General features: G+C 62.3%; 24 protein-coding genes. 7 read left to right on the forward strand and 17 right to left on the reverse strand.

The features are described 5' to 3' along the window. Positions 1–696 precede the first annotated feature (696 nt). Complete coding sequence (locus OGR47_RS14360) at positions 697–1,008, reverse strand: GIY-YIG nuclease family protein (RefSeq protein ID WP_165052923.1); 312 nt, start codon at positions 1,006–1,008, stop codon at positions 697–699. 1,186 nt (positions 1,009–2,194) lie between these two features. Here OGR47_RS14360 and OGR47_RS14365 point away from each other — a divergent pair. After that, a complete protein-coding gene (locus tag OGR47_RS14365; RefSeq protein ID WP_246729716.1) occupies positions 2,195–3,292 on the forward strand; it encodes an acyltransferase family protein in 1,098 nt (365 codons plus the stop codon). A 273-nt stretch (positions 3,293–3,565) separates the two neighbouring features. Here OGR47_RS14365 and thrS read toward each other — a convergent pair whose 3' ends face one another. The 6 genes from thrS to OGR47_RS14395 form a co-directional block, all read right to left on the reverse strand. Continuing rightward, a complete protein-coding gene (gene thrS / locus OGR47_RS14370; protein ID WP_165052929.1) occupies positions 3,566–5,503 on the reverse strand; it encodes a threonine--tRNA ligase in 1,938 nt (645 codons plus the stop codon). A gap of 229 nt (positions 5,504–5,732) precedes the next feature. Then, positions 5,733–6,032 carry a DUF5785 family protein gene (locus tag OGR47_RS14375; RefSeq protein ID WP_165052934.1) on the reverse strand — a complete coding sequence of 100 codons (300 nt, stop codon included), beginning with the start codon at positions 6,030–6,032 and terminating at the stop codon, positions 5,733–5,735. Between the two features lie 21 nt (positions 6,033–6,053). After that, positions 6,054–6,278 (reverse strand): Em GEA1 (EM1), encoded by a 225-nt coding sequence (locus OGR47_RS14380; protein ID WP_165052937.1) that lies wholly within the window; start codon positions 6,276–6,278, stop codon positions 6,054–6,056. Positions 6,279–6,315: 37 nt separating this feature from the next. After that, entirely contained in the window at positions 6,316–6,519 is a 204-nt protein-coding gene (locus OGR47_RS14385; protein ID WP_165052940.1) for an Em GEA1 (EM1), read from the reverse strand. A gap of 28 nt (positions 6,520–6,547) precedes the next feature. Then, complete coding sequence (locus OGR47_RS14390) at positions 6,548–6,739, reverse strand: Em GEA1 (EM1) (RefSeq protein ID WP_165052943.1); 192 nt, start codon at positions 6,737–6,739, stop codon at positions 6,548–6,550. 25 nt (positions 6,740–6,764) lie between these two features. After that, the gene (locus tag OGR47_RS14395) at positions 6,765–7,202 is read right to left on the reverse strand and encodes a KGG domain-containing protein (RefSeq protein WP_165052945.1); all 438 of its coding nucleotides are present in this window, start codon (positions 7,200–7,202) and stop codon (positions 6,765–6,767) included. A gap of 345 nt (positions 7,203–7,547) precedes the next feature. Here OGR47_RS14395 and OGR47_RS14400 point away from each other — a divergent pair, with 345 nt between their 5' ends. Together OGR47_RS14400 and OGR47_RS14405 are read left to right on the forward strand one after the other, a co-directional pair. Then, entirely contained in the window at positions 7,548–9,488 is a 1,941-nt protein-coding gene (locus OGR47_RS14400; RefSeq protein ID WP_165052948.1) for an ABC transporter ATP-binding protein, read from the forward strand. Between the two features lie 84 nt (positions 9,489–9,572). Next, positions 9,573–9,944, forward strand: a complete 372-nt coding sequence (locus tag OGR47_RS14405) for an ArsR/SmtB family transcription factor (protein ID WP_165053284.1) — start codon at positions 9,573–9,575, stop codon at positions 9,942–9,944. Positions 9,945–10,074: 130 nt separating this feature from the next. Here OGR47_RS14405 and OGR47_RS14410 read toward each other — a convergent pair whose 3' ends face one another. From OGR47_RS14410 to OGR47_RS14440, 7 genes are all read right to left on the reverse strand, one after another. Then, positions 10,075–10,392, reverse strand: a complete 318-nt coding sequence (locus OGR47_RS14410; protein WP_246729717.1) for a hypothetical protein — start codon at positions 10,390–10,392, stop codon at positions 10,075–10,077. 201 nt (positions 10,393–10,593) lie between these two features. Next, entirely contained in the window at positions 10,594–12,216 is a 1,623-nt protein-coding gene (locus OGR47_RS14415) for an ABC-F family ATP-binding cassette domain-containing protein (RefSeq protein WP_165052951.1), read from the reverse strand. A gap of 96 nt (positions 12,217–12,312) precedes the next feature. Beyond that, entirely contained in the window at positions 12,313–12,738 is a 426-nt protein-coding gene (locus tag OGR47_RS14420) for a hypothetical protein (RefSeq protein WP_165052954.1), read from the reverse strand. A 20-nt stretch (positions 12,739–12,758) separates the two neighbouring features. After that, complete coding sequence (locus OGR47_RS14425; protein WP_165052957.1) at positions 12,759–12,968, reverse strand: hypothetical protein; 210 nt, start codon at positions 12,966–12,968, stop codon at positions 12,759–12,761. Between the two features lie 43 nt (positions 12,969–13,011). Then, positions 13,012–14,172, reverse strand: a complete 1,161-nt coding sequence (locus OGR47_RS14430; protein WP_165053293.1) for an ABC transporter permease — start codon at positions 14,170–14,172, stop codon at positions 13,012–13,014. Between the two features lie 17 nt (positions 14,173–14,189). Then, positions 14,190–15,125, reverse strand: a complete 936-nt coding sequence (locus OGR47_RS14435; protein WP_165052960.1) for an ABC transporter ATP-binding protein — start codon at positions 15,123–15,125, stop codon at positions 14,190–14,192. A gap of 178 nt (positions 15,126–15,303) precedes the next feature. Further along, positions 15,304–16,296 (reverse strand): HlyD family secretion protein, encoded by a 993-nt coding sequence (locus OGR47_RS14440; protein ID WP_165052964.1) that lies wholly within the window; start codon positions 16,294–16,296, stop codon positions 15,304–15,306. Positions 16,297–16,528: 232 nt separating this feature from the next. On the opposite strand from OGR47_RS14440, the gene OGR47_RS14445 reads away from it, so the two are divergent. Together OGR47_RS14445 and OGR47_RS14450 are read left to right on the forward strand one after the other, a co-directional pair. Next, positions 16,529–18,208, forward strand: coding sequence for an electron transfer flavoprotein-ubiquinone oxidoreductase (locus tag OGR47_RS14445; RefSeq protein WP_165052966.1), 1,680 nt, complete (start codon positions 16,529–16,531; stop codon positions 18,206–18,208). A 311-nt stretch (positions 18,209–18,519) separates the two neighbouring features. After that, positions 18,520–19,314, forward strand: a complete 795-nt coding sequence (locus OGR47_RS14450) for a YdcF family protein (RefSeq protein ID WP_165052968.1) — start codon at positions 18,520–18,522, stop codon at positions 19,312–19,314. A gap of 39 nt (positions 19,315–19,353) precedes the next feature. Here the strand turns inward: OGR47_RS14450 and OGR47_RS14455 are convergent, their stop codons facing one another. After that, entirely contained in the window at positions 19,354–20,127 is a 774-nt protein-coding gene (locus OGR47_RS14455; RefSeq protein WP_165052970.1) for a response regulator transcription factor, read from the reverse strand. An 834-nt stretch (positions 20,128–20,961) separates the two neighbouring features. On the opposite strand from OGR47_RS14455, the gene OGR47_RS14460 reads away from it, so the two are divergent. Continuing rightward, entirely contained in the window at positions 20,962–21,360 is a 399-nt protein-coding gene (locus OGR47_RS14460; RefSeq protein ID WP_165052972.1) for a DUF1190 domain-containing protein, read from the forward strand. A gap of 47 nt (positions 21,361–21,407) precedes the next feature. Here OGR47_RS14460 and OGR47_RS14465 read toward each other — a convergent pair whose 3' ends face one another. Both OGR47_RS14465 and OGR47_RS14470 read right to left on the reverse strand, forming a co-directional pair. Further along, a complete protein-coding gene (locus OGR47_RS14465; protein WP_165052974.1) occupies positions 21,408–22,238 on the reverse strand; it encodes a DUF3108 domain-containing protein in 831 nt (276 codons plus the stop codon). Positions 22,239–22,281: 43 nt separating this feature from the next. Continuing rightward, positions 22,282–22,698 carry a hypothetical protein gene (locus tag OGR47_RS14470; protein ID WP_165052976.1) on the reverse strand — a complete coding sequence of 139 codons (417 nt, stop codon included), beginning with the start codon at positions 22,696–22,698 and terminating at the stop codon, positions 22,282–22,284. 97 nt (positions 22,699–22,795) lie between these two features. On the opposite strand from OGR47_RS14470, the gene OGR47_RS14475 reads away from it, so the two are divergent. Further along, positions 22,796–23,347 carry an NADPH-dependent FMN reductase gene (locus OGR47_RS14475; RefSeq protein WP_165052978.1) on the forward strand — a complete coding sequence of 184 codons (552 nt, stop codon included), beginning with the start codon at positions 22,796–22,798 and terminating at the stop codon, positions 23,345–23,347. The last annotated feature ends 10 nt before the right edge of the window (positions 23,348–23,357 follow it).

The raw sequence follows: 23,357 nt of genomic DNA on the forward strand, positions 1-23,357 counted from the left end.
AGAGAATGCTGGGCGGGAGCAAATCCCTCCCCGTTGCATAGGAGGGCGGCGCCGAAAGCGGCGTCGGGCAGAGTAAGGCCACAATTGGTAGCCGGCTCAGCACCATGTTCAATTCGGGGAAGGAGCAAACTACCTCCTACCAAAGCCTCGGCTTATGTGAGGCAGGAGCAACTCCACATGAATTCTAGAGACGTCGAAAAATGCCCGCAATGCGATGGCACTGGTGTTGATCCACAGCAACGGCCCAAACCAACTCCTGAGGGACAAGTAAGCGCCGACAAGTGCGTCCAGTGCGGCGGAACAGGTCGAGTTCCAACCGCGCGCAAAAAGCGATCGAATTAAATGCGCAGCCTCAGTAAGGGTTGCAGTGAGCTGATTTTTGAGGTTTGCGCGGCGTTGTCCGCGCTCACGGCGGCCGTCTACTGGTTCCGATCAGCATGGGGCGATCTACCGCAGATGGGAAGTTACTGGGTAGCGTCCCAAAAGATGACCCATTTTTCCAAGCGATGCTGTCCGCAGCAGAAATGAATCAGAAAGGAGCGTGTTTCAGTGGGGTTTCTGCTGTATTTTGGTGCTTAAGAATTTTGGTAAACAGGTTTTGGCCAGAGTCATACCTCCCCTGGGTTAAAGGATGGCGTTTAAGACGAACTCAAAGGAAAGAGTAGGTCTTGGTCTTCATCTAAAATCCTCTCGAATTTACCCTCCGTCCCCCTTCTTATTCCGGCGCGCCGCCAACAGCGGCAAGGCATCGAAATCAGCTCTCATGAACGCCTCTTTCTTGGCGCGGCTCCAGCCCTTGATCCGTCGCTCGGTTGCTATAGCATCCGTCAACTGCTCGAAATGCGCGGACCAAAGCAGCTTCACGGGCCGCCGCCGCGATGTGTATTCGGCGTTGATCCCGGCATTGTGCTCGCCGACGCGAGTTTCGACCTCCTTGCGCGTCAAGCCTGTGTAATAGCTGCCGTCGGCGCAATGGAGGATGTAGACACTCGCGCCTTCGATCCCCATCGCAGTCCTCGTGCTTCAAGACAGCGGCTTCGCCGCTTCCTCAGCATGAGAACTGCTTTGCGTGTCCGCAAGCGCTTTAGAGGCCCCCGAACGGGCGTCACCTTCGATTAAGAGGCGCGGACGCCCCTCGTGCTTCGAGACGCCTGCTGCGCAGGCTCCTCAGCATGAGGGGCTTCTGCATCTACGCCAAACACTTAGGCCTCATCCTGAGGAGCGAGCGAAGCTCGCGTCTCGAAGGACGAGGCCGCCTCGGAGGTTTGTTGACAAACCAGAGAGCGCGAAGCCCTAAATTTATTTTGTCGCCCTCTCCCCGCGCACGCGCGGGGAGAGGGGGCAGAGCGCGGCCCTCCATAGAAAAATTCGCTCCCGAGTTTATCCCCACCCTCCAAAACCGCCTTATCCTTCCCCCGCCTCGCCAACTTGCAGGGGCGTCGTCAGGGTCGGCGGCGCCGGCGGGGTCGGTTAAGCGCGGGACGCGACCCTCGTTCCGCGCGGGAATCCGGCGCCGCCCGCCGGGTCTCTCCTTCGTGGGGAGATTGCGTGGCGCTTGTCACGCAAAGGCTGGGCATAATTTCCGCGCCCGCAACACGCGGCCCGAGTACCGAAAGGGAAAGCGCCGGCGGGCCGGAGGCGGCGCATGTCGAGGCCCTTGCGACGCGCTCGGGTGGCCAGAAACCATCCGGGAAAGAAGCAGTCGCCGTCTGGCGGCTGTGCCCGAAGGGCCAAGGTCACAGGATGACCCCACCCCGGACGGAAAGGTGCGCGCGAATAAAGACCGCAGCCGGACGCCCTGGTTCCGATGCGTTTGCTTCCTTCACGCGACCGGCCGAACGGGGCCGGGGCGTCCCAGCTTCCTGCCATCGCCTTGCGTCGGAAACGGCGGCGGGGGATTCGGCGCTGGGCGGCTCCTGTGGCGACACTCGTGGAGCTGCATCGCCCCCATCCCTGCCCCTCCTGGCCTTCGGCTTAAGCTTTGCCAAATCCCGAGTTTCGAAAAGACTTTCTTGGTCGGGTTGTTGCTTACGTGCAACAGACGCTCGACACTGCAGACAGCTATAAGGGCTCAAGCTGCTCTTGAAAGCTTGGCAACTGAAGGATTAATCCATTGCCATTCATTCTGTCTCAAGTCATTGACGCATGCCGGTGGGTCGGAGCTCTGCTCGTTCTGGCCGTTCACGCGACTAACATGTTTGTGAACCTCGCCGACATCATGAGTGCGCCGCATTCATCTTTCGTCTACGCATGGTGGTTTGTCGTCAGCTTCGAGCTTGGCCATCAGGCGGTCGTTGGCTTCTTTGTAATATCAGGCTATCTCGTCGGCGGCGCCGTCCTGGCTTACCTGAGAAAGCAGCAAGACTTTCTTCGTGAATATCTCATCCACCGGTTCGCGCGGATCTATATTGTCCTTATCCCCGCCCTTCTCCTTACGGTGGTGCTAGACGGCGCCGGGCGCGTTCTGTTTTTGGCGAGCGGCGTTTATGACTTGCCCGTATTCCAGGGCCACTTCGCTCCGCGCCTCTTTGTGACCAACCTTCTGAACCTGCAAAGCATCCTTTCAGAATTTTTCGGCACCAACGGCCCTCTTTGGTCGCTTGCGTGTGAATTTTGGTACTATATCACCTTCCCGCTGTTGTTGCTGCCGCTGGCGCGAAACTATTCGCTCGGCCTTAGGCTTGCCGGCTTTCTCTTCGGCGTGGCCCTGTGCTGGGTGTTCGCGACATCCTCCCACTGGTTCAGGTGGGGTTATTTACTTTGGGCGATGGGAGCGCTCGCGACGCTGGCGCAGCGGCCTCCGATCACATCGCGGTGGCTGGCGCTTGCTCTCTACGCTGGCGTCGTCATCCCCGTTCGCCTGCTCGTGCGCGGGCCGTTACTTGCCGCGTACCCCTGGCTGCAAGACGCCGCCGATCTCATGACAGCCGTGTTCTTGGTGAATTTCGTGCTCGCCCTGCGGTTCAGCCCGGAAGAAGGGTGGGCGCTTTTTCGTCCCAAGCTGCACAAGAAACTCGCCGATTTTTCATTCTCGCTCTACAGCATCCACCTCCCGGTGCTGGTCTTTTTCCGCGCAGCTGTCGCGCAGGCTATGGGAGCGTCCTGGCCGCAACAGCCCGCAACGCCTGCCCATTGGATGACGCTGGCCGCAGCGATGAGCCTCGCCGTTGGCGCGGGCTATCTGTTCTCGCGTTACACAGAGGCGCACACCGGCGCGGCTCGACGTTACCTGCGGCAGATGCTCGCGCGTTTCGAACGCATTGCGCCAAGCCAGTCTGCGCCCGCGCCCTAAAAGAGGTTTCATGTCTGGCTGAGGGCGTCCATGGAACTGCGTCGCCCCCCTACCCCTCCCCGCCACTTCGTGGGGGGAGGGAGAAGAGCGGCACCGTTAGCGCGCTTTCCGCTCGCATGGAATCATGCGAGCGATAAGAAAGCGCGCAGAGTCAAAAAGCTGGAGCGCATTCTTATCGCAAAAGTCTATCAACTTTTGCGGAATGCGCTCTAGCGATCAACGAGACACAATGGCGAATTTGGGCCTGAGCCGCCTCCCTCCCCCGCGAAATCCCTACGCCACCCCCTTCACATCTGGTGGCGTCGCCTCATCGGCCAACTGCCCCAGCGCCTCGTCGATACCGAGCTGCGTCTGCTGCTGCGAGCCGAGGCGGCGGATGGAGATCGTGCGTTCGGCCGCCTCCTTCTTGCCGGCGACGAGAAGCACGGGAACCTTGGCGAGCGAATGTTCGCGTACCTTGTAGGTGATCTTCTCGTTGCGCGCGTCAACATCGACATTGAGACCGAGCTTGCGCGCCGCCGCCGCCACCTCATAAGCGTAGTCGTCGGCCTCCTGCGTGATCGTACAAATGACGATCTGCAACGGCGAGAGCCACAGCGGCAGATGGCCGGCGTAATGCTCGATCAAAATGCCGGTGAAGCGTTCGAGCGAGCCGAACATGGCGCGGTGGATCATCACCGGGACCTTCTTCTCGCTGTCGGCGCCGATGTAGAAAGCGCCGAAGCGCACGGGCAGGTTGAAGTCGACCTGCGTCGTGCCGCATTGCCATTCTCGGCCGATGGCGTCGCGCAGCGTATATTCGAGCTTGGGTCCATAGAAAGCGCCTTCGCCCTCCTGAACGCCGGTCTTCAGCCCGCGCTTGGCGAGTTCATCCAGCACGCGCCACAACGCCGCTTCCGCCTTGTCCCAGGCTTCGTCGGAGCCCACGCGCTTCTGGGGGCGGGTCGACAGCTTCACCACCACATCATCGAAGCCGAAGTCGCGATAGATGGTGAGGATGAGGTCGTTGATCTTCAGCGCCTCGTCCATGATCTGGTCTTCGGAGCAGAAGATATGCGCGTCGTCCTGCGTGAAGGCGCGCACGCGCATCATGCCATGCAGCGCGCCCGAGGGCTCGTAGCGATGCACGACGCCGAACTCGGCGATCTTCACCGGCAGGTCGCGATAGGACTTCAAGCCGTTCTTGAAGATCTGCACATGGCCAGGGCAGTTCATCGGCTTGATCGCGAAGACGCGTTCGTCCTCCGTCTTGGTGACGAACATGTTCTCGCGATAGGTCTGCCAATGGCCGGAGGTTTCCCACAAGGCGCGGTCGAGCACCTGCGGCGTGTTGACCTCGGTGTATCCGGCGGCCTTCTGCTTGCGGCGCATGTAGGAGACGAGCGACTGGAAGAGCGTCCAGCCCTTCGGATGCCAGAAGATCGCGCCCGGTCCCTCCTCCTGGAAATGGAAGAGATCCATCTCGCGGCCCAGGCGCCGATGGTCGCGGCGCTCGGCCTCCTCCAGGCGATGCAGATAGGCGTCCAACTCCTCCTGCGTCGTCCAGGCGGTGCCATAGATGCGCGAGAGCATGGGCTTGGTCGAGTCGCCGCGCCAATAGGCGCCCGCGACCTTCATCAGCTTGAAGGCGTTGCCGATCTTGCCGACCGAGGGCAGATGCGGGCCGCGGCAGAGATCGAGCCAGTGCCCCTGCTTGTAGACCGAGAGCGGCTCGTCCGACTTGATGCTGTCGATCAGCTCGCCCTTGAAGGTCTCGCCCTTGGCGATGAACCATGTCTTGGCGTGATCGCGGTCCCATTCCTCGCGCAAGATCGGCGCGTCGCGGGCGATAATCTCGCGCATCTTCTTCTCGATGACCGGCAGGTCCTCGGGGGTGAAGGGCTCGGCGCGGTGGAAGTCGTAATAGAAGCCGTTCTCGATGACCGGGCCGATCGTCACCTGCGTGCCGGGGTAAAGCTCCTGCACGGCCTCGGCCAGCACATGGGCGGCGTCGTGGCGAATGAGCTCCAGCGCGCGGGGATCGTCGCGCGAGACGAATTCGATCCTGGCGTCCTTCTGGACGGGCTTCATCAGATCGACGAGCGCGCCGTCGAGCGTCATGGCGACGCTGCGCTTGGCCAGAGAGGGGGAGATGCTTTTGGCGATGTCGAAGCCGGTGACGCCGGGCTCGAACTGACGGGACGCCCCGTCGGGGAAAGTAACCGCAACCATATGACGCTCCTGTCGCGCTCATTCGCCGACACGGATCGGCGTGAGTCGCTTAGCGATTTGTGAAGGAGCGCGTTGTAACGCCGCGGGCGCGGCGGCGCAATCGAGGCCGCAGCCAGTCAGCCTCCGCCGCCGGCCTCTGTGTAAAAAAGAATGCCTCCAACACGCGCAATAATGGCTTTCAAAGCAGCCCGCCGACCCCCCTCTGGTCGACGGTCTTGGAGGGGGGAAGCTACTCTTCCTCCCCCTCCTCCCTGTGCGCTTCGGAAACGGCCGAAGCGACGTCGGCGACGGAAAGGAACTCGTCCTTGTCCACGTCCTTGAGAATGTCGCCCAGACTTTCGGAGCTGTCCTTAGTCCAGTTGACCTCCTCCTTGCCGTGTTGGCGGATGAGATCCTCCTTGGAGATCGGGAAGCTTGCGCCATGGAGCGCCTGCGTCACCGATGCGACGCCGAAGGCGAAGCCCTTTGCAGGTCCCTTGTGGCCGCTGCCGCGACCCTCGCCCGTGTTTCCGGTCGTTCGAGGCATCATGTCCTCCTGGTCCGGCTTGCGCTAGTGCTTCTTGCCGCCCTTCGCGGGGCCGCCGCCTTCCGAGCGCTTGCCTTCCTCGATGAGCTCCTTCACGCGCTGCCCACCCTTGTGGCCGAGCTCGGAGTAGCCCTCGGGCCCAAGCTCTTCCTTGCGGATTTCGCCGCCCATCTTGCCGGCTTCCTTGACCGTCATCGGCTTGGCTGGCGATTTCCCGCCGCCCTGCGTTCCACTCTGTTTCTGCGGCATCTTCTGTTCCTTTCGCCGTTACGGCGAAACCCAAGGATCAGGCTTCGCCGTCCTCTTCATCGTCTTGCTCGGTAGTCTTGATCTCTTCGCCGCCTTCCTCACGCTCCAGGCGCTTGCCTTCCTCGACAAGCTGCTTCACGCGCTGGCCGCCCTTGTGGCCGCCGAGGCGTCCTGCCTCTTCGACCGTCATCTGCCCAGGTCGAACCGGCGGCTTCTGGGGCTCTGTGTGCTTCTGCGGCATATTGGCCTCCTTCTCCTTTGGTGGCCACTCAGTGGCGCGGCTTGGTCTCGCCGCCCTTGCCCTTCGTCTGTTCCTTCTCCTTGCCTTCCTCGATCAGCTCCTTCACGCGCTGACCGCCCTTATGGCCGCCCTTCTCGCCGCCGAGGTGGCCGGCTTCCTGGACGGTCATCTTTCCCTTGCCGGTCTTCCCCGGCTCCTGGCCAGACTGTCGCTGCGCCATCTTCCTTCTCCTTCAGGCGTCGAGGTTAGTGACGCGGTTTGCCGCGACGGCTCGCCTCATCTTCCTGCTCGTTCATCTCGCCGCCCTCGCCTTCGGCGCGCTTACCTTCCTCGATCAGCTGCTTGACGCGCTGCCCGCCCTTGTGGCCGAGCTCAGAGTAGCCCTCAGGACCCAGCTGCTCCTTGCGCGCTTCGCCGCCCATCTTGCCGAGCTCGGAATAGCCTTCCGGGCCGAGCTGCTCCTTGCGCGCCTCGCCGCCCTTCTTGCCCATTTCCGAGTAACCCTCGTGGCCGAGCTGCTCCTTGCGGACTTCGCCGCCCATCTTGCCGATCTCGGAATAGCCTTCCGGGCCGAGCTCTTCCTTGCGGATTTCGCCGCCCATCTTGCCGGCTTCCTGAACCGTCATCGTGCCCTTGGACTTCTCTGTGCCTTTTCCGTGTTCCGTGCCGTGACTGCGTGGCATTGTGACCTCCCGTTCAACTGCTGCGCTGGAAGTTCGAGGGCTTTTTTCATCCCCCTGCCGTAGCCGGCCAGCGCATCCTTCCAGCCGAGCAGCCCCTCGTCCGGTTGCCAGAGCGCCGGCGCTTCAGGGACTGAAACGCCGGTCGCTATCGCCAGACGATCGAAGCGATCAGCGCTAGATCGTTTGCGCGTGGAGCATGGGAAGTAAGTACGAATACGTATTCGAACGTTCACGCCGGGAAAGCATCCGCCACGCTCGGGCCGAACAGCGTTTTTTCTTATTTGCCAGCATGTTTGAGCGGCGCGCGAGCGCGACCTTTTTGCCTTGCGACGCGTTGAAGGGAGCATGAATTCGACAGACGAGCGACTTCGCGCCGGCGCCAAACGCACGGTCTACGAACGCGCCTTCTCTTATTTTTCACCCGACCGGCCCTGGATCGCGACGCTGGTCGTCCTCATCGGCGTTTCCGTGGGCGTTGGATTGCTGGAAGCCTGGCCGCTTGCAGTGCTCGTCGACTCGGTGCTGACAACGGAGCCTAAGGGCGGCTGGCTGCACGGTTATTTTCTGGCCGTTTTGCCGAAGGACAAGCCGGGACAAATTCTCGGCCTCGTCCTCATCGGCCTTGTTCTGCAAATCATCGGCTATTCGGCCTGGATGGCCCGCATGATGATCAATTATTACCTGAACTATTGGGGCACCACGCGCGTGCGCGCGGATCTCTTCGGCAAGCTGCAACGGCTCGATCTGGCTTATCACCAATCGCGGCCGCTGGGCGACTCCATCTACCGCCTGACCACCGACGCCTTCGGCCCCTGGGGCGTCGTCGATATCATGATCGGCACCTCCGTCGCGGCTGTAACTCTTGTCGTCATGACGGCGATCCTGCTGTCGCGCAGCGCCCCGCTAACTTTCGCCGCCTATGCAGTGGCGCCGCTGATTTTGTGGAGCAACTGGCGCTTCGGCATGCGGATACATCAGCGTGCGCTGGAGTCGAAGCAGATCGACGCCGATCTCACCGCACATATTCAGCAAGCAATGTCGCGCGTGCCACTGTCGCAGGCCTTCCGACGCGAGCCCTTCGAGTTCCGCCGCTTCGAGGAAGCCGTCGCGCGCAGCGTGAAGGCGCTGCTGCAATTGAACTGGCAGGAGCAGCTCTATCCGCTCGCGCGCGACATTATCCTCTCCCTCGGCGGCGCGATTATACTCGGCTATGGCGGCTGGCTCGTCTATCGGGACCAGTTCCTTTCGCCGGCGCCGGGCGGCATGACGGTGGGGGCTCTGATCATTTTCATGGATTATCTGCGCAAGCTTTGGGACCCTCTCAAATGGCTCGCCGAGTTTTTCTCTAAGATTCGAACCTTTGAAGCCGCCACGCGGCGCGTGTTTTTCATTCTCGACGAGCCTGAGACGATCAAGGACAAGCCGGATGCACAGGCGCTGCCGCCGCGCCCGCGGCTTTTGTCTCTCGACCACATTTCCTTCGCCTACCAACCCGAGCGGCCTGTGCTGTCGAATGTCTCGGCGACAATCGCGCCGGGGGAAATGGTCGCTTTTGTCGGCCCGAGCGGGGTCGGCAAAAGCTCACTCCTGAAGCTGATGCTGCGGTTTCACGATCCCTCGCGCGGCGCTTTGCGGCTCGACGGGATCGACGTCCGTCGTGCGCGTCTTGTCGACCTGCGCGCGCATTTTGCTTTCGTGACGCAGGACAATCTCGTGCTTCCGACAAGCGTCGCGGAGAACATTGCCTATGGCCGCCCGTCGGCGAGCCGCGAGGACATAGAAGATGCGGCGGCGCTCGCGGGCGCGGCGGAGTTCATCGACGCTCTCCCGGATGGCTATGACACGGCGCTCAACGAAGGCGGCGCCAATCTTTCCGGCGGCCAACGCCAGCGCCTCGCCATTGCAAGAGCGCTTCTGAGCGACGCGCCCTTCCTGGTCCTCGACGAACCAACGAGCGCGCTCGATCCGGAAAACGAGCAGCGGCTGATCGAAACCCTCCACCGCCTCAAAAGGCGCCGGACAATCCTGCTCGTCACCCACCGGCTCAATTCCGTGATCGACTGCGACCGTGTTTTCATGATGGACGCGGGGCGCATTATCGAACGCGGGACACATGTGCAGCTTCTCGCGCGCGGCGGCGCCTATGCGCGGCTATGGCGACGGCAAACTCAAGAAACGGCTGCGAGCCCGTCAAAGGCCGGCACGACTGCTGGGCGCAAGGGCCTGGGCGCCCGGGCGGCGACAGAACCAGAAGGAGTCTCACTTAAAATCTATAGAACTAGTTGACTAAAAGCCGAATGGGCGGTAGCACTTGGAGAACATCGCTTTCAGAACGCGGTTTGCGTGCTGGCCAGAAGGGGCGCGCCCAATATGACGCTTCAGGATCTCACCCATTTGCCGAAGCAACAGAGAACAGCCAGAAGCTCGACGTCGAGACCGCATGCCGACGTCATCCAGGCGCTTATCCCCAAGGCCGAAGAGGCCGAGCAGTTTTTGAAGGCGATCGCCAATGCGCATCGCCTCATGGTTCTATGCGAGCTGCATAAGGGCGAAATTTGCGTCACCGATTTGCAGAACGCAGTTGGGCTGAGCCAATCCGCGCTCTCGCAGCATCTCGCGAGACTGCGGCAGGACGGCCTGGTGAAGACGAGGCGTGACTCCCGCACGATCTATTATTCGCTCGCCGACGAGCGCGTACAGCGCGTGATCTCGCTGCTGCACGAGGTCTTTTGCGGGAGGTGACGCGCGGCGACAAAACGCGCCGCCGCAGCTTATTATTCCTTCTGCATCTCGCAGGGCCTTGTCGTTCCCGGTCAGGCCAAAGGCCTGACCGGGAATCCAGAGCCAAGGAACCAATCAATCGGATTTCGTATCAGTGGAGAACAGGCGCTTTCAGCGCTTCTAATTGCGCGAGCGACAACCGGAAGAGTCCACGCGCGCCGCAGCGCGCCTGGAACTTGTCTCCCGCGCGGGCGCAAAGCCGCTTGAACCATTCGTCCTTATCCATGAAGTCGGGGCATTCGGCGATTTCCCAAACATTGCCGTCGGGCCGGAAGCGCACATGGATCAGCACGGTCGCGTCTTGAAGAGCGACGCCACTCGAAAAAGCGTTGGGTTGCTCTTCGGCCGGGGCGGCGCCGGGAAGCGTTTGCGTGGACTTCAAGGCGCGTTGTTCAACCAGATCGGTCATGGATGCGTTCCGTCATCAAGGTTGCGCGCCGATGGTTTGGAGAGCAGCGTCCGATCTTCTCTCCCGGCCCATGCATTTGAGGCCGCCCGCCAGCGCTATATAGACACGACACATAGTGACGCATGTCCTAGATTTAGCCAAGCGGGCGGAGCGCTCAAATATTGAGCTTTTTATAATAGTTCCAAGAAGAAGCCGCGCCGATCAATTGTGCAACCCGGGCGCTTCGTAGCCTGCGCGCGCAACATATTCCGTATAGCCGCCGTCATATTTATGAACGCCCTCCGGCGTCAGCTCGAGAACGCGATTTGAGAGCGCCCCCAGGAAGCGGCGATCATGCGATACGAAGAGCATCGCGCCCTCATATTCGGCGAGCGCGGCGATGAGCATTTCTTTCGTCGCCAAATCGAGATGGTTGGTCGGCTCGTCGAGCACGAGGAAATTCGGCGGATCATAGAGCATCTTGGCCATTACGAGCCGCGCTTTCTCCCCGCCGGAAAGAAAACTGCACTTCTTCTCCGCGTCGTCGCCGGAAAAGCCGAAGCAACCCGCCAGCGTGCGCAGCGACCCCTGCCCCGCCTGCGGAAAAGTGTATTCCAGCTCCTCGAAAACCGTCCGATCGCCGTCGAGAAGCTCCATGGCGTGCTGGGCGAAATAGCCCATCTTGACGCTCGCGCCGATGGTCACCGAGCCGTCGTCCGGCTGCGCCGCGCCTGCGATGAGCTTCAACAGCGTCGACTTTCCGGCCCCATTGACGCCCATCACGCACCAGCGCTCCTTGCGACGCACCGCGAAATCGAGCCCTTCATAGATGCGCCGGCTTCCGTAGCTCTTGTGGACGTTCTTGAGCGCCGCGACGTCCTCGCCCGAGCGTGGCGCGGGCCTGAATTCGAAAAGAATGGTCTGGCGGCGCTTCGGCGGCTCAACTTTCTCGATCTTTTCGAGCTTTTTTACACGGCTCTGCACCTGCGAGGCATGCGAGGCGCGCGCCTTGAAGCGCTCGATGAACTTTATCTCCTTGGCGAGCATCGCCTGCTGGCGTTCGAATTGCGCCTGCTGCTGCTTTTCGTTGAGCGCGCGTTGCTGCTCATAGAACTCGTAATCGCCGGAATAGGCGTTCAGCGCGCCGCCGTCGATTTCGATGACCTTGGAGACGATGCGATTCATGAATTCGCGATCGTGCGAGGTCATGAGCAGCGCGCCCTCGTAGCCTTTCAGAAACGCCTCGAGCCAGATGAGGCTTTCGATGTCGAGATGGTTGCTCGGCTCGTCGAGCAGCATGGCGTCCGGGCGCATGAGCAGGATGCGGGCGAGCGCAACGCGCATCTTCCATCCGCCCGACAGCGCGCCGACGTCGCCGTCCATCATCTCCTGGCTGAAATTGAGGCCGGCGAGAACCTCGCGCGCGCGCCCGTCCAACGCATAGCCGTCGAGTTCCTCGAAGCGGCCCTGCACTTCGCCGTAGCGTTCGATGATCGCGTCCATATCGTCGGCGTGGTCGGGGTCGGCCATGGCGGCCTCGAGCTCCCGCAGCTCCGCGGCCACGGCGCTGACGGGCCCCGCCCCGTCCATGACCTCGGCCACGGCGCTGCGGCCCGACATTTCGCCGACATCCTGGTTGAAATAGCCGATGGTGACCCCGCGATCGACCGAGACCTGGCCTTCGTCTGGGAGCTCCTGCCCCGAGATCATCCGAAAGAGCGTCGTCTTGCCGGCGCCGTTGGGGCCGACAAGGCCGGCTTTCTCCCCTTTCAGGAGCGTCGCCGAGGTCTCGACAAAGAGAATCTGGGAGCCGTTCTGCTTGCTGATATTTTCCAGGCGAATCATAGGGGCCCTTGTTACGGAGGGAGCTGTGTGACTTACGACGCCACAGCCTTTCCGAATGAAAGTGGGCCCGTCAGAAGCTCGGAGCGCGGTTTTAGCTTAAAACCGCCGCCCCGGCGGCGCGGGATGGCAGGTCAGCACGGCGATCTCGTCGCCGTTATCGTATTTCATTTCGCCGCGAGCGACGTCAAGTGTGTTGCGCAAATGCTGCTCGCGGCATTTCTTGGCGCCGTCCTCCATGCAGAGCCGGTCCGTGCCGAAAGTGACGAGGCTCTTGTCGAGGCCCATCACATAGACGACCTTTTCCTTGCGCCCATATTTGTCCGGCCCCGAAATATAGGAGTCGCCCTGCTTATATTCCTCGGCGACGCCCTCACCCCACATGATCTGCAAGAATTGTCGATCGGTGTCGATGTCGACCATTGCTGTCTGGTTCGACCGCGCGCAATCGAGATGAATTTCGGCGGCTCCAGCCGCTGCCGGAAGCAGCGCAAGGCAAATGACCCATGCCAGCGTTCTGCCCATCGCGATCTCCCCTCGCCGACCTATTTGCCTTCCAGATTTTGCTTCTGCTCCAGGCAGGCGTCGAGCTGCGCGCGGCTCAGCTCCCAATAGGAGGCGCCGCACAAGGCCTGATAGCGGCTGCTGTTGAAGAAGGACCAGATATTATAGGCCCCGAGAAGCAGCGCGAGAACGGCCGCGACTCTCCAAATCATGTTGAAGCGCGTGATCGGGTCGGCTTCTGGCTTCGTCATGGCTGCCTCCATCGGTTCAATGTTATGCCGCGGCGGCCATCCGTCAATCCAGCGTCTGGCGGAAGCGCATCACCGCAATGCTCATTGCGACAAGCGCGAAGAGCGCCAGCGCGCCGGCGTCCGCCGCGAGGTCGGCGAATCCTGAGCCTTTCAGCATCACCGCGCGCACGATGCGCAGATAATGGGTGAGCGGCAACGCCTCGCCGATATATTGCGCCCAGACCGGCATGCCATAGAACGGAAAGAGAAAGCCCGAGAGCAACATGCTCGGCAGAAAGAAAAAGAAGGTCATCTGGATCGCCTGGAGCTGGTTCTCGGCGATGGTCGAAAGCGTATAGCCCATCGACAGATTGGCGACGATGAAAAGCAGCGTCAGCGGCACGAGCACGAAGAGCGAGCCGACGATTGGGACTTGAAAGAGAAAGCGCGCGACGGTCAGGATCGTCGCCATTTGCACGGCGCCGACCAGGACATAGGGCGTGATCTTGCCGAGCATGATCTCGACGGGCTTTACCGGCATGGCGAGGAGCGCTTCCATCGTGCCGCGCTCCGTCTCACGCGTGACCGACAGCGCCGTATAAATCAGCATCGTCATGGTGAGGATGGTGCCGATGAGCCCCGGCACGATGTTGCGACGCGCCTCGCCTGCCGGATTGTAGCGGCGCTGCACCTGCAAATCGAAGGGCGGCGCGTTCTGGGCGAGCGACGCGAGCGGTCCGGTGAGCTCGCGATCGAGCGCTTGATTAGCCGCGCCGAGCGCAGCCGCGACGGCGCCGGCGGTTGCCGTAGGGTCCGTCGCGTCAGCGATGAGGAGCAGCCCAGGACGCTCGCCGCGCACCAGCCGGCGCGAGAAATCCGGCGGGATTTGGATGACGAACTGGACCCGGTTGGAAAGGATCAACGCATCGGCGTCCGCCTCTCCCTTCGCGACATATTTGACATCAAAATAGTCCGTTGCGCTTAACGCGCCGAGCAGCGCACGCGCAATGGGACTGTCGTCGCTCACCAAAACAGCCGTAGGCAAATGCTTGGGATCGGTGTTGATGGCGTAACCGAAGAGCAGCAATTGCATCAGGGGAATGCCGACGATCATGGCGAGGGTCGGCCGGTCGCGCCGGAGCTGGATGAACTCCTTCACGAACATGGCGACAAGCCGCTGCCAGGATTGCGCGAGGCGGCCCCGCCGCGCCGGCTGCGCGTCCATGTGTCTCGGCGCCTGCGTCATTGGCCGTTCCGATGGTTGCGCGTCATCAGATCGATGAAAACATCCTCCAGCGTCGCCACGTCATGCGTCCAGCGATGCGTGGCGTTGGCGTAGCGCGCCGCGATCGCCTCCATAGCGCGCGCGTCGCGTCCGCCGACATGCAGGGCCGCACCGAAACGCGCCACCATGTCGACGCCCGGCGCATGTTTCAGTTCGGCCGCGAGCGCGTCGAGCCCCTCGCCGCTCACGACGTAAGTCGTCAACCCGGCGTTGCGAAGGATTTCCTCGATCGAGCCCGAGACCAGCAGCTTGCCATCGAGAATATAAGCAATCTCGTGACAGCGCTCGGCCTCGTCCATGTAATGCGTCGAGACGAGCACGGTGAGGCCTTCATTGGCGAGATGATGGATTTCGTCCCAGAAATCGCGGCGCGCTTTTGGATCGACGCCGGCAGTCGGCTCGTCCAGCAAAAGCAGCGAAGGCCCCGGCAAAATGCAGGCTCCGAGCGCAAGCCGCTGCTTCCAGCCGCCGGAGAGCTCGCCCGCGAGCTGGCCCGCGCGCGCCGTCAATCCGAGCCGCTCCAGCGCCGCCTGCGCCATGTCCTCCGGCGCCTCGAGACCATAGATGCGCGCGACGAATTCCAGGTTTTCGCGGATCGTGAGATCACGATAGAGCGAGAAGCCCTGGGTCATATAGCCGACCTGGCGCTTGATCTCGTCCTGCTGTGTGCGAATGTCGAGGCCGAGGCACCGACCCTCGCCGCTGTCGGGGGTCAACAGGCCGCAGAGCATACGGATCGTCGTCGTTTTGCCGCTGCCGTTGGGTCCGAGGAATCCCTGTATATGGCCGCGTCGGACACGCAGCGTGAAATTATCGACGACCTTCTTCTCCCCAAAGATTTTGGTGAGGCCCGAGACGTCGATCGCAATGTCGGGCGACGCTGTTTCTGTCATTGCCCGCCCGCCTGTCAGCCGTCATGGCCGGGCTTGTCCCGGCCATCCACGCCTCGAAGCTGCGAAGACCTTGATGACATGGCGACCGCGCCGCGGCTCCCCTGCGTGGATGCCCGGCACAAGGCCGGGCATGACGCCGAGAGGTTTCCGGCAATAAACAAAGACAGTTGCAGCTTTCTCACTTCCCCGCCTCCGTCGCTTCCATCAGCGGCGTCACTGAAACCGGCATCCCCAAAGGCAGTTCCCGCGCCTTCCCTTCGAGCCGCGCCTCCACCTTGAAAACGAGTTTCGCCCGCTCGACATCGCTGAAAATCACTGGCGGGGTATATTCCTGCCGGCTCGCGACGAAGGAAATGCGGCCGTAGAGATCGGCCGGACATCCGTCGCATTGCACCCGCGCGCGCGCGCCGAGCCTGACGCCGGCGAGACGCGGCTCCGGCACGTAGAACCGCACCTTGCGGTTTTCCGGCGGCAGCAGCGCCACCACGGGCTGGCCGGCGTTCACCACTTCGCCGGGGCGGAAAAACACGTCCTGCACCACCCCGCCGGCCGGCGCGACGACATTCTGGCGGCCGATACGTATGTCGATCGCCTGCAATTGCGCATGCGCCTGATTGAGCGACGCCTGCGCCGCCTCGATTTCCTGCGAGCGGCCCGGAATGCGCGCCGCCTCCACCTGCCGCCGCGCCTCCTTCACGCTGGCGTCGTCGCGCCTCAGCGCCATTTCGGCGCGGTCGAGCGTCGACTTCGAAATGTCGCCGGTGGCGAAGAGCTTGCGCTGGCGGTCGTAGTCGTTGCGCGACAAGGTGAGCGACGCCTCGGCGCGCTCCAGCGCGGCTTGCAGCACCGCGATCTGCTGCGGACGGTTGATGGCCGCCTGCAGGTTCTGCACCTGCGCCTCGAGCTGGCCGATGCGCGCGACAGCCTCCGCCCGGCTACGATCGAGAAGCGTCGTCGACATGTTGAAAAGCCGATCGCCGGGTTTCACGACGGAGCCGGCCGCAACGAAGAGCTGCGCCAGCCGCTCGCCTTCATTCGGACCGATATAGAGAGTTTCGCCCTCGACATAGCCGAGGAAGGCGGTCGGCTGCGACGAATTGTTGCGCGTGAGGCCCCACCAAACGGCGGCTAGGACGAGAATGACGAAAATTAGGCCGAGAAGCCGCTTCATGCCCCCGCCCTTTCGAGCGGATCCAGCAGCCAGATAGCCTCCGGCGGATTGTGCAATGCAGTGGCTGCGATAAACAACCAAACTGCGACAGGCCAGGAGAGGCTGGAAAACATCGATTGATGGCTCCGAGCCGCCCAATCCGGCGGCTCCGGGCGTAGTTTTGGCGCGCCGCGAAGAAAAAGGCTAGAGTGCCGCCGACGCTGCGCGAAAGGGACGCGAAAAGGGATCGGAAATGTCTGAAGAGATTACGGAATTGCCCGAGCGCGAGGGCATGGACTACGATGTGGCGATCGTCGGCGCCGGACCGGCCGGCCTCGCCGCCGCGATTCGGCTCAAGCAGGTCGCGCCCGATCTCTCCGTCGTCGTCATCGAAAAGGGCTCCGAGCCCGGCGCGCATATTCTCTCGGGCGCCGTCATCGATCCCATCGGCCTCGATCGCCTCCTCCCCTCCTGGCGGTCGCATGACGAAGCGCCGTTGAAGACGCAGGTGCATGACGATCAATTCCTGCTGCTTTCCGAGAAGGGCGGCTTCCGCATCCCCAATATTCTGATGCCGAAGCTGATGAACAACCACGGCAATTTCATCGGCTCGCTCGGCAATGTCGTGCGCTTCCTGGCCTCCGAGGCCGAGGCGCTGGGCGTGGAGATCTATCCCGGCTTCGCCGGCGCCGAGATTCTCTACGGCGATAACGGCGAGGTGCTCGGCGTCGCCACCGGCGACATGGGCGTCGACCGCGACGGAACGCCGAAAGACAGTTTCACCCGCGGCATGGAGCTGCGCGCCAAATATACGCTCTTCGCGGAAGGCGCGCGCGGCTCGCTGTCGAAGCAAGTGCTCGCCAAATACGATCTCTGCAAGAACAGCGACGTGCAGAAATTCGGCATCGGCTTCAAGGAGCTGTGGCGCATCCCGAAAGAGAAGCACCACCCCGGCCGCGTGCAGCACTCCTTCGGCTGGCCGCTGCAGGCCGACACGGGCGGCGGCTCCTTCCTCTATCATTTCGAGGATGGGCTGGTGTCCGTTGGCTTTGTTGTCCACCTGAACTATTCGAACCCGACGCTTTCGCCCTTCGATGAATTCCAGCGCTTCAAGTGCCATCCGATGGTCGCGCCGACGCTGGAAGGCGGCGAGCGTCTCGCCTATGGCGCGCGCGCGCTCACCGAAGGCGGCTGGCAGAGCGTGCCCAAGCTCGTTTTCCCCGGCGGCGCGCTTATCGGCTGCGCGGCAGGCTTCATGAATGTGCCGCGCATCAAGGGCTCTCACAACGCCATTCTTTCAGGGATGCTTGCGGCTGAGCATGTGGCGGCGGCGATCGCGGAAGGCCGCGCGCATGACGAAGTGACGGCTTACGACGCCGCCTGGCGCGCGTCCGACATCGGCCGCGACCTGAAGCCGGTGCGCAACGTCAAGCCAATCTGGTCCAAGCTCGGCACCTATCTCGGCGCGCCGCTCTTTGGCCTCGACATGTGGACGAATGAGCTCTTCGGCTTTTCGTTTTTTGGCACGTTGAAGCACGGCAAGCCGGACTACGCCTGCCTGAAGCCGCTCTCGGAGGTAACGCCGATCGTCTATCAGAAGCTCACGCAAAAGCCGGCTTTCGACAAGCTCTCCTCGGTCTTCGTCTCGAACACCAATCACGAGGAAGACCAGCCGGTGCATCTCAAGCTGGCCGACCCCTCGATTCCGATCGAGCAAAATCTGCCGATCTATGGCGAGCCGGCGCGGCTCTATTGCCCGGCGGGCGTCTATGAAGTCGTCTATGGCGATGAGGAGGCGAAGGCCGATCCGCGCTTCGTGATCAACGCCCAAAACTGCGTGCACTGCAAAACCTGCGACATCAAGGACCCGGCGCAGAACATCACCTGGGTGCCGCCGGAAGGCGGCGGCGGGCCAAACTATCCGAATATGTAAGGCCCGTTTGAAAGCGTTGGGCTTGTCATTCCCGGCGGGCTGAAAGCCCGACCGGGAATCCAGAACCACAAGAATTGTTGTTGCGCTCTGGATTCTCGATCGTTCGCGTCGCGAGCGTTGGGACTGACAAAGAACCAATCGAGCGGAATCCAAATGAGACCTTCCGCTCTCTTGCTGAGGAGGCGCCGTAGGGCGTCATCTCGACGCAAGAGGGCGGGGTGATCCGAACTGCATGGCTTCCTCTCCCTACTAGGCGCCAACCTGGCGGCTGCCTCAGGGAGAGGAGAATCTATCTTGCCTATTGGGACCTCATGTTCTTCATCTTTTCCAAGATTTTCGAAGTTCTCGCCGCACCGACGCATTTGGCGCTCTTCATCGGCGCCTTAGGCGTCGCGCTTTCTTTCACCCGGCATAAAAGAACCGGCTGCGCGCTCTCCGGCGGCGCGATCGCGCTTCTGCTCGTCATGGGCTTTTCGCCGCTCCCCGGTCTCGTCGCGATCCCACTCGAAGCCCGTTTTCCGCCGCCGCCGGACGATATGCCGGCGCCCGATGGCGTTATCGTGCTCGGCGGCTCGGTCGACGAGAATTTGAGTGGGGTGCGCAACCGCGTCACCTTCGCCGAAGCGGCCGAGCGCCTGACCGCGCCGATTGCCTTGAAGCGGAAATATCCGACGGCGCGCGTCGTCTTCACCGGCGGCACGTCAGCCTTGCGGGGGTCGGCCTATACGGAAGCTGGGACCGTGCAGCGTTTCTGGCGAGAGGTCGGCCTCGACCAGGGTGACGTGCTTTATGAAGACAAGTCACGCAACACGTTCGAGAACGCCGTCTTTACGCGCGACCTCGTGCAGCCAAAGCCCGGCGAGCGCTGGCTGCTCGTTACTTCGGCCATGCATATGCCCCGCTCTATCGGCATATTTCGCAAGGCCGGCTTTCCGGTGATCGCCTATCCGGTCGATTACCGCACGGCCGGCGAGATGGGTGGCTGGAGCGTGCCGCGCCACGCATCGCGAAGCTTCGCCCTCCTCGAATTTGCGATGCACGAATGGGTCGGCCTCGCCGCCTATCGGCTGACGGGAAAGACCGACGCGCTCTTTCCGGCGCCTTAGCGCGCCTTCCGCTCAGACGAAATCATGCGGCAGGCGCGCCTATTCGGCGCGACGCCGCCCGCGCGTGGTTGTCGTCGGCTCCATGCTGCGTCCGCCGGAGCCGCCCGGCCAGCTGCCGTGCTTCATTTCGAGAAACAAGGCGATCGCCTGAGCGCGGTTGCGCACATCGAGCTTCTCGAAAAGATTGCGCAAATGGAATTTGATCGTGTTGATCGAGACGCCGAAATCCTTGGCCAGCTGGCTATTGGTGTGGCCCGACCCCAAAGCCGACAACAGGCTTCTCTCGCGCAGCGTCAGATTCTCGAGAGGATCGCTGCGCATCTTGCGGATATCAACGAAGGGAAACACCATATCCCCCGCCGCCACCGCCGCCAGCACGTCGAGAAGACGCTCCGGCGGGGCGCGTTTGGAGACGAAGCCCGCGCCCCCGAGCTGCAAGGTCTCCGCAGGCGCCGCGGGATCGTTGGTGCCGCTATAGACGACGATTTTGGGCGCTGAGACCTGGCGGGAGAGGGCGCGCAAAACGTCGCGCGCATGCAGCGTGGGCAATTGCCAGCCGATGACCGCGATGGCGAATTTCTGCTGCCGGGCGGCCTCCAGAAACTCTTCGCCATCCGTCACTTTCAGCACGAGATTGAAACGCTTGTCGTCGGAGAGAAGCTTGTCGAGCCCCGCTAGAATCAGCGGGCTCTTGTCGGCGATGGCGACGTCGATGCTGCCCGCCTGTTGCGATGGCGCGCCGTCGTCATTTTCTGGGCGCGGGGCCGCCCTGGCAAGGTCCGTATTGTCCCCGCTCGCCCGGATACTGTCCATCCGCTCCTCCAGCCCTAATCGAAGAGGTAGGCGCCATCGTCTCGTCCCGCTTCGCATGGCGGCGCCACGAGAGCGGAAATAACGCCTCACATGCGTCGCGACAGTACTTGCTGTTTGGCGGACTGTCCTCGAAGCGACGCTAGACCCATACCTGCCCACTCGAGTTGGGAGGCGGGGCAAGAATACTCAGGATGCGGGAAGACGCAAGCATTCTCCTTGGGCGCAACGCGCAAAAGAAAATCACCAAAAAATTAAGGCGCGGCGCATCGGCGAATGCCGACGCGCCGCGCCTTGATATAGGCGTGCTGGAAGCGCTGAATTAGTCCGTGAAGACCCAGCGCGCAGCGAAATAGGCAGCCGCGCCGATCACGATGATCGCGATCATGCCGACCGGGGTCGACGCATAGCTGGTGAGTTCGAGAATAGCGCCCATTATCTCCTCCTTCTGTCACACTTAACTGTCGGTTCTAACCATTAGCCGACATGCTGTCATCTGATCCGGCGTCGCCGCCGGAGTTGTCAGATACCAAGTTTTAGGATCGCATCGCGGACATGTTCCCATCGCGCGTTTAACGCGAACCTCGAAAGGGCGGGCGCATATCTGTTCTGCCCTGTCCGCGCTCGGTGAGCGATTGCTTCCACAGCTCATCGACCGGTTCCGAAATGCGGTGCTCAAACGAACTATTGCAGTCGCTGATCCTTGTCAAGCGACCTCATCGCCCGCGTCCAGTGTGCTCACACGACCAATCTTATCCAGCCCGCGCAGCGGAGATTGCGCTTGCCCCCGTATACGGCCGACGACTAATGTCTGAACCGTGAACCAAGCGAGCAGACATGGCTAACAGCCCTTTGAAATTAATCGTCATCCTTGTCGCGCTGGCCGCCGCCGGCTTCTCGTTTTTCTACGCCCGCCGCACGGCGCCGGCATGCGCGGAAGACGGGAAATACATGTCCTCTATGAGCGATTGTCAGGCCTGGGGGTTCACCTCCGCGCTCTGCAAGCAAGCGGTCGACAAAGCCCAGGCCGTCGCGGCGCACGCAGCGCCGAAAACCGAGACCATGTTCCAGTGCGAGCTGCGTTTCTCCGACTGTTTCGAAAACCCCGCTGGCGGCTTTACGCCTCGCCCGGCGTTCTGCCTGCGCACGGACGGCGAGCCGAAAGAAATCCGCTATCTCGAATATGAGTCCGATCGCCGCAACCGCAAAAAGACTAAGGAAGTGCGCATCGATTAACGCCAGATGCGGCGTTACCCGAAACCGCACGACCAAGCTCTCGCTTTTTACCGGGACCGGTCGGCCTGCCGCGACGCGATCTGGAATTCCGAAGCGTCGATCACGAGCTGGCCCGCGCCGGTGCGAATATCGATATGGATCGGCACGACGACATGCGCATCCGGCATGGGCGCGAGCCACACGTTCATATCCCGGTTTTCAGCCATGTAGCGCGTCGACTTGCTATCAGGACGATGCCCGGCAATCGGCGTGTAGCGCGCCGAACAAACCGCGACGGGGCCTGAATAGCCGTGCGCCTGCGCGGTGTGTGCGCCAGAATAAGAGAGCTGGACGTCGAAGCGGGTGACGCCGTCGAACACAGAGATTGTGCGATTGCAGGCGGCGGGCCCGACGAGCTCCTGGCCCTGGGGAACGCTCATGATCAGCGCGCTGACTGGATCGACGATGCGCCTCTTGGCGCCCTCATTGAGGGGGATGCGCATCTCCGCGTCCCAGGGCTCCGGCTTCACCTCGACCGCACGCACGGCGTTGCTCGCGAGCGACATTCGGACAGTGCGCGTCTCGTCGTTGTTGGATGTGGTGTTGGCGTAGGCCGAAGGCGACGGGCCGGCGGCGGTCAGGCCGCCGCTCGCCGTCGCGGCCCCCTTGGTGCTGTTCACGAGATTGGCGAGCCCCGTCGTGCGCATGGAAACATCGACGCGGTAGCTTTCCGGCTCCACCACGCCGGAGGCGGAAGCGCTGCCAATGGAGAGCCCCATGAGGCTCAACACATAATGCGCCCTGATCGTCTCGGCGGCCGCCGGCGCGGCTCCGATGCAGGCGAGCGCCACCATCGGTAATACTGCGGAAGGCAGGTGAAACTTCAAAATCCGGCTCATTTTGGCTCGATGCTCGAGAAGTCCGCGCGCAGGGAACGAAGCCTCACGCCGACTCCTGCCAATGACCGTCCGCGTAAATACGCCAGGCGCGCAGCCCCGCTTTGGCGACGACAATCCTGCCGGCTTTCGCCTCCGAGACGAGATGTCTGAATATGAGAGGATTGCGCCAGGAAAAGGGCTTCTCCGGGTCGCAGACCGCATGGTACTCGTCGCTGTCCGGATCGTCCATGAGGAGCGTCCCGACCCTGTCTGGCCGCATGGTCGCGGGCAGACCGCGGTCCTCTTTCCATTGGCAGTGATAGTCACGACAGACATCGGGGCGCGTGGCGTAAACGCCGCAGCCTCCCGCGCCCACGCAATGTTCGCAGAGCTTGCCCGCGGTCTTCTTCATCTCCTCGATTTCGAGGACCTTACAGCAGAAATGGCAGGGGCCGCAGACCTTGCCGGGGATGTCGAGCATGATAACCGCGCCAGGGAGACAGTGAGAATCGAATCGGCTTATTGTCCCCCGGACGGCGCTGGATGCAAGCAGCGCCGGCGCCGATGGGGCGGCGAGGATGACCGAAGGGCGAACCAGAATCGTGTCGATATGTGGGAGTCTGCGCGCGGGCTCAATCAATGGGGCGGTGCTTGCGGCCGCAGCGAGTGCCTCGGGGCCGGACGTCGAGATGACGCCCTTTCACGGGCTCGCGGAATTGCCGCATTTCAATCCTGATCACGACCACGACGCGCCGCCTCCCGCCGTGCAGGAAATGAGAGACAAGCTTGCGCGCGCGGGCGCCATATTGTTTTCGACGCCAGAATATGCGGGCTCATTGCCCGGAAGCTTCAAGAACCTGCTCGATTGGACGATCGGCGCAAGCAGCCTCTACCGCCGACCCGTCGGATGGATCAATCCATCCGCCCACGGCGGCGCAGGCGACGCATTTCATGCGCTTCGGCTTGTGCTTGACAAGGCGGGCGCGAATGTCGTCGAAGCCGCCTGCGCGAACATCCCAGTCGGCCGCAACGATCTCGACGCCGAGGGGCGGATTCAGGACGAAGCGCTTCTGCGAAAAATCGCCGCCGTCACAAGCGCGCTGGCCGTCGCCGCGCGTGAAGGCCACTGAAGAGGGAATA

The organism is Methylocystis sp. MJC1, assembly GCF_026427715.1.
In the GTDB taxonomy this organism is placed as follows: domain Bacteria; phylum Pseudomonadota; class Alphaproteobacteria; order Rhizobiales; family Beijerinckiaceae; genus Methylocystis.